At 70.8% G+C, this 6,443-nt stretch carries 3 protein-coding genes and 2 pseudogenes; 4 read left to right on the plus strand and 1 reads right to left on the minus strand.

Going from position 1 to position 6,443, the window contains the following annotated elements:
* The first annotated feature begins 4 nt into the window (after positions 1-4).
* The 3 genes and pseudogenes from ABZ919_RS37415 (at position 5) to pgm (ending at position 4,385) form a co-directional block, all read left to right on the plus strand.
* Positions 5-1,548: pseudogene (locus tag ABZ919_RS37415) on the plus strand (MFS transporter).
* 149 nt (positions 1,549-1,697) lie between these two features.
* Complete coding sequence (locus ABZ919_RS37420; protein ID WP_361257403.1) at positions 1,698-2,540, plus strand: chitosanase; 843 nt, start codon at positions 1,698-1,700, stop codon at positions 2,538-2,540.
* Between the two features lie 204 nt (positions 2,541-2,744).
* Positions 2,745-4,385, plus strand: a complete 1,641-nt coding sequence (gene pgm, locus ABZ919_RS37425) for a phosphoglucomutase (alpha-D-glucose-1,6-bisphosphate-dependent) (protein ID WP_361257406.1) — start codon at positions 2,745-2,747, stop codon at positions 4,383-4,385.
* 39 nt (positions 4,386-4,424) lie between these two features.
* Here the strand turns inward: pgm and ABZ919_RS37430 are convergent, their stop codons facing one another.
* A complete protein-coding gene (locus tag ABZ919_RS37430) occupies positions 4,425-5,339 on the minus strand; it encodes an SGNH/GDSL hydrolase family protein (RefSeq protein WP_361257409.1) in 915 nt (304 codons plus the stop codon).
* Between the two features lie 546 nt (positions 5,340-5,885).
* Between ABZ919_RS37430 and ABZ919_RS37435 the strand changes: the two are divergent.
* Positions 5,886-6,443, plus strand: a pseudogene (locus tag ABZ919_RS37435) (hypothetical protein); the annotation flags it as partial.

Genomic DNA, 6,443 nt, shown 5'->3' on the forward strand with positions numbered 1-6,443 from the left:
TGCGATGCCGGACGGGTGGCAGGCGGGCCGGACCGGGACACCGGCACCCCGGGCCGTGGTGCGGCTGCCCCGCCAGGTCCGCGAGGAGCTGATCCGCAGACTGCGCCGGGAACGGCGCGCCTTCGGCGAGGACGACGTCCAGATCGTCGAGCCCGCGCTGCTCCGGCGCGCCGTGGGAGCTTCGGCGCTCGGCAACTGCATGGAGTGGTTCGACTTCGGTGTCTACAGCTACCTCGCCGCCACCATCGGCAAGGTGTTCTTCCCGGGCGCCTCGCCGGCCGCCCAGGTCGTCTCCTCCTTCGCGACCTTCGCCGCGGCCTTCGTCGTCCGGCCGCTCGGCGGACTGTTCTTCGGACCGCTCGGCGACCGCATCGGCCGGCAGAAGGTGCTCGCCAGCACCATGATCATGATGGCGGTCGGCACCTTCGCCATCGGCGTGATCCCCGGGTACGGCACGATCGGCATCGCCGCGCCCCTGCTGCTCCTGCTGGCCCGCATGGTCCAGGGCTTCTCCACCGGGGGCGAGTACGGCGGCGCGACCACCTTCGTGGCCGAGTACTCGCCGGACCGCAGGCGCGGCTTCCTCTCCAGCTGGCTCGACTTCGGCACCTTCGTGGGCTACGCCCTCGGCTCCGCCCTGGTCACCGTGCTCAACCTCGCCCTGACGGACGCTCAGATGCTCTCCTGGGGCTGGCGCGTTCCGTTCCTGATCGCCGGACCGCTCGGCCTGATCGGTCTCTACATGCGGCTCAAGCTGGAGGAGTCCCCGGCCTTCCAGCGGCAACTGGACGAACACGAGAAGGCCCTGGCGCAGAAGTCGGCGCGCAGCGAGTTCCGGGACATCGTGCGCACCCACTGGCCGGCCCTGCTCGTGTGCATGGGTCTGTGCTGCTCTACAACGCCACCAACTACATGGTCACCGGGTACCTGCCGACCTACCAGACCGAGACCCTGAACCGCTCCAGCGGCTCCGCCGACGTCCTGGTGCTCGTGGGCATGCTCTGGATCGTCGTGCTGATCACCTTCCTCGGCCGGCTCAGCGACCGGGTCGGCCGGCGGCCCGTGTACGCCGTGGCGGCGGCCGCGATGATCGTGCTGGCGGTGCCCGCCTTCCTGCTGATCAAGGCGCAGGGAACCTGGCCGCCGTTCCTCGGGGTGCTGCTCCTGTCCACCCTGCTGGCCTGTTTCGCCGCGCCGAGCGCGGCCACGCTGCCCGCCCTGTTCCCGACCGCCGTGCGCTACGCGGCGATGGGCATCGGCTTCAACTTCGCCGTCGCCGCCTTCGGCGGCACCACTCCGCTGGTCACGGCCGCGCTGGTCAACATCACGGGCGACGACCTGATGCCCGCCTACTACCTGATGCTGGCGGGCGCCATCGGCCTGCTCACCGTCAAGTTCCTTCCGGAGAGCGCCCAGGTGCCGCTCAAGGGGTCGCAGCCGATGGTCGGTTCGCGTGAGGAGCGGCGCGAGCTGATCACCGTTTCCAGGGAGTTGTACGCCGTCACACGGCAGGGGGAGCACGGGCAGGCGCGGGCGCGGCACGACTGAACCGGCCCGGGCGGGCCGCGAACAGCAGTCGTTCGATCCTACGAACTTCACGCGAGGCGGTTACTTGCGCGCGGCACTTTTGATAGGAAACTTTACTACCAGTGCGACGCAGTCCAACTCCCCACCCCCCGCCTCGATTTGGAGTATCCGTGGTGCACGCAGACCGCGACACAGCAGCTTCCACCCCCGTCTCCCGCCGCACGGTCGTCGCCGTGCTCGGCGCCGCCGTCGCCTCCGGCGCGCTGCTGGGAACCCAGCGCGCCCTCGCGGCACCGGCGGCCGCCTCGGGTCTCGACGACCCGGCGAAGAAGGAGATCGCCATGGAACTCGTCTCGAGCGCGGAGAACTCCTCGCTCGACTGGAAGGCCCAGTACAGGTACATCGAGGACATCGGCGACGGCCGCGGCTACACCGCCGGCATCATCGGCTTCTGCTCCGGCACCGGCGACATGCTCGACCTGGTCCAGCTCTACGCCGACCGCGAGCCCGGCAACGTCCTGGCCAAGTACCTGCCCGCCCTGCGCAAGGTCAACGGCAGCGACTCGCACTCCGGGCTCGACCCGAACTTCCCGAAGGACTGGCGCAAGGCCGCCCAGGACACCGTGTTCCAGCAGTGCCAGAACGACGAGCGCGACCGCGTCTACTTCAACCCCGCGGTCGCCCAGGGCAAGGCGGACGGCCTGCGCGCCCTCGGCCAGTTCTGCTACTACGACGCCATCGTCATGCACGGCGACGGCGACGACCCGACCAGCTTCCGCAACATCCGCAAGCGCGCCCTGCGCAGCGCCAAGCCGCCGGCGCAGGGCGGCAACGAGACGACGTACCTGAACGCCTTCCTCGACGCGCGGGTGTGGGCCATGAAGCAGGAGGAGGCGCACAGCGACACCACCCGGGTCGACACCGAGCAGCGGGTCTTCCTGCGCAAGGGCAACCTCGACCTGAACACGCCGCTCGACTGGAAGGTGTACGGGGACAGCTACCACATCGGCTGACCCGTGGCCGAGGCGTCGCGTGCGGCAGGCCGGCGGGTGCGGACCGGGAACCACGGACCGCGGCCGGCGGCCCGCCGCCGTGACGCGCGCGGCGTACGCGCGCGGACCGGTGGGCGCGGACGGGTGGGGCGCACTCGCATGTCAGGGCCCTGACGAGGAAAGATGGCGGTGAGCGATCGATCGGACGATACGAGGAGCGGACTCATGCCGCACGAGCGAGCCGGCCGGCGGGCCGGTCCCGAGGATCTTGTCGACGTGCCTCGGCTGGTCACGGCGTACTACGCACTGCACCCGGACCCGGCGGACCCGGCACAGCGGGTGGCGTTCGGCACCTCCGGCCACCGGGGTTCGTCCCTGGCGAGCGCCTTCAACGAGGACCACATCGCCGCCACCAGTCAGGCCATCTGCGAATACCGCGCGGCCCGGGCCACGGACGGCCCCCTCTTCCTCGGCGCGGACACCCACGCCCTGTCCGAGCCGGCGAAGGTCACCGCCCTGGAGGTCTTCGCGGCCAACGGCGTCACCGTCCTCCTCGACAGCGCAGACGGCTATACGCCCACCCCCGCAGTCTCGCACGCGATCCTGACCCACAACCGGGGCCGCACGACCGGTCTCGCCGACGGGGTCGTCGTCACGCCGTCGCACAACCCGCCCGCGGACGGCGGCTTCAAGTACAACCCGCCGAGCGGCGGCCCGGCCGCCTCGGACGCCACCTCCTGGATCCAGGACCGGGCCAACGAGATCATCACGGCCGGCCTGAAGGACGTGCGCCGGGTGCCGTACACCGAGGCCCTCGCCGCGGAGACGACCCAGAGGTACGACTTTCTCGGCGCCTACGTCGGCGATCTGCCGAGCGTGCTGGACCTGGACGCCGTCCGCGCGGCCGGCGTACGCATCGGCGCCGACCCGCTCGGCGGTGCCTCCGTCGCCTACTGGGGGCGCATCGCCGAACAGCACGGCATCGACCTCACCGTGGTCACCCCGCATACCGACCCCACCTGGCGGTTCATGACGCTGGACTGGGACGGGCAGATCCGCATGGACTGCTCCTCGCCGTACGCGATGGCCTCGCTCATCGAACAGCGCGACCGGTACCGCATCGCCACCGGAAACGACGCGGACGCCGACCGGCACGGCATCGTCACCCCGGACGCGGGCCTGATGAACCCCAACCACTACCTCGCCGTGGCCATCTCCTACCTCTACCGGCACCGCGACCAGTGGCCCGCCGGGACCGGCATCGGCAAGACGCTGGTCTCCTCCACGATGATCGACCGGGTCGCAGCCGACCTCGGCCGCCGGCTGGTCGAGGTTCCCGTCGGGTTCAAGTGGTTCGTGGACGGACTGGCCGGCGGCACCCTCGGTTTCGGCGGCGAGGAGTCCGCCGGCGCGTCCTTCCTGCGCCGCGACGGCTCGGTGTGGACCACCGACAAGGACGGCATCATCCTGGCTCTGCTCGCCTCCGAGATCACGGCCGTCACGGACCGCACCCCGTCGGAGCACTACGCCGACCTGACCGCCCGCTTCGGTGAACCCGCCTACGCCCGCATCGACGCGCCGGCGACCCGCGAACAGAAGGCGCTGCTCGGCAAGTTGTCACCCGCCCAGGTCAGCGCCGACACGCTCGCCGGAGAAGCCGTCACGGCCGTCCTCACCGAGGCGCCCGGCAACGGCGCCGCCATCGGCGGCATCAAGGTGACCACGGACAACGCCTGGTTCGCGGCCCGCCCTTCGGGGACGGAGGACGTGTACAAGGTCTACGCCGAGTCCTTCCTCGGCCCCGACCACCTCGCCCGGGTCCAGGAGGAGGCCCAGGCCGTGGTGCTGGGCGCGCTCGGCGACTGAGGATCCGTGGGCGGCCTCCGCGGAGGCCGCCCGGCCGGCTCAGCCGCGTCCGCGTCCCCTCTGCAGCCGCTCCAGCACCGCCTGCGCCATGGCGTCCTCCCCCTTGGCGTTGGGGTGCGCCGGGGCGGCGGGCGCGGCCGGCTGGAGCGGTTCGATCCAGCGGTCCGCGGGCGCCTTGCACATGTCGTGGCCGACCGTGGGCGCGTAGGTGTCGACGTACTCGGCCCGGTTCACCGCGGCGACCAGACGCAGCATCAGGTTCAGCCGCTTCTCGGTGTCCCGCAGGTAGGGAAAGTCCTGCTGCGCGAACGGCACCTGGGGGAAGCAGCCGCTGCCGTCGTCGGGCAGCAGGTCCGGGTAGCCGACGACGACCACGCGCGCGTGCGGCGCCCGGGCGTGCACCGCGCGCAGCACCCGGTCGACCTTCGGCGCGGTCCGTGCGACCGCCAGGGCCAGCTGGTCGTATCCGGATGCGTTGTACGAGCGTTCGCAGGGGTTGCCCGTCGGGTCCTGCGCTGCCAGGTGGGCGCACGTGTTGATGATCGGGCCGAAGCCCACGTCGTTGCCGCCGATCTGTACCGTCACCAGGTCCGTGTCCCGTCCCACGGCGTCGAGCTGGGGCGCGTTGGTGCCCTGCGCCTGCCACATCTGCGCGGTCGTCGCTCCGGCGCAGCTGACGTCCCCGAAGGAGGACACCTCACGCTCGGCGGCCACCAGCGAAGGGTAGTCGTGGTCGGAGCGGGCGCAGTTGGCGTCCACCTGCCGAGGGATGCCGGGGCCCGAGGTGTAGGAGTCGCCGAGTGCGACGTAGTCGATGCCGTGGCCGTGTCCCGCGGAGTGCGCGGAGGCCGGTGCCGTTGCGGTCGCAACCAGGACACAACCGCCCAGCGTCGCCCCCAGTACCGCCCCCCGAAGGCCTCTCGCCCCATCCGCCGCACGTCTGCCGTTCGCCATGGATCCTCCCCCTGAGGCCGGTTCACCGCACGCTGCCGGCATCGGAGAGCGGCCTCGCGCGTTCGACTGGGTCTGTATACCGTCCGGTAGGTCTCGCAGACCAGAAGCGGGAAGCAACGAGTTCCTGGGCGCGCGTGGCGGCGCTGCGGGAGCGGTGCCGCGGAAGCGGCACCCGCGGCGCGACGACGGGCCGGACGGCCGTCGGGGACAGACCGACGGCCAGGACACCGTCGCCACGCACCGCGCCCGGGAAATTCCGACGAGCCGCTGCGGCATCCGAGGGACCTGCGGCACCTGCGGGGTGCCGCGCCGAGTCCGACTTCGAGCCGAGGGCCTTTCAGGCGCCCGCGACGACCTGACCGGGAGCGCCTGCGGCGAAATACGTCGCCGACCGGGCCCAACCGGTGCGCCGCACTACACCATCCGGTGGCTTATCGCCTCCGCAGCGTTATTCGGGTCTTCGATTTCCTGATCAATCCACTATCGAGCCCTTGGGACTGACCTGCCGTCATACAGCTCTGAGTCAAGTCGAGGAGAGTGGAGACAATGACGAAATCGCCACGAAGGCGATCCGTACTGGCGTCTGCCGCCGCAGCGGCCGCGCTCGCCGCAGCCGCGCTGGTGAACGCGGGAGCCGCCTACGCTCAGGACCACACCCCACATCCGCCGTACCCGAACGATTCTGTTTACCCGCGTCACCGACCGATGCCCAAGTCTCCGGAGAGACCTGAGCATCCGGTACGCCCCGAGAAGCCGGTGTATCCGGAGCGTCCGTTCAAGCCTGAGCGTCCGGTGAAGCCGGAGCTTCCGGTCAAGCCCGAGCGGCCCATGAAGCCGGAGCGTCCGGTGAAGCCGGAGCTTCCGGTCAAGCCTGAGCGGCCCATGAAGCCGGAGTTTCCCGTCAAGCCCGAGCTTCCGGTCAAGCCTGAGCGTCCGGTGAAGCCGGAGCTTCCCGTTAAGCCTGAGCGTCCGGTGAAGCCGGAGCTTCCGGTCAAGCCCGAGCGGCCCATGAAGCCGGAGCTTCCGGTCAAGCCCGAGCGGCCCATGAAGCCGGAGCTTCCGGTCAAGCCCGAGCGGCCCATGAAGCCGGAGCTTCCGGTCAAG

Origin of the sequence: Streptomyces sp. NPDC046759 (genome assembly GCF_040645475.1) — a bacterium.
Classification (GTDB): Bacteria; Actinomycetota; Actinomycetes; order Streptomycetales; family Streptomycetaceae; genus Streptomyces.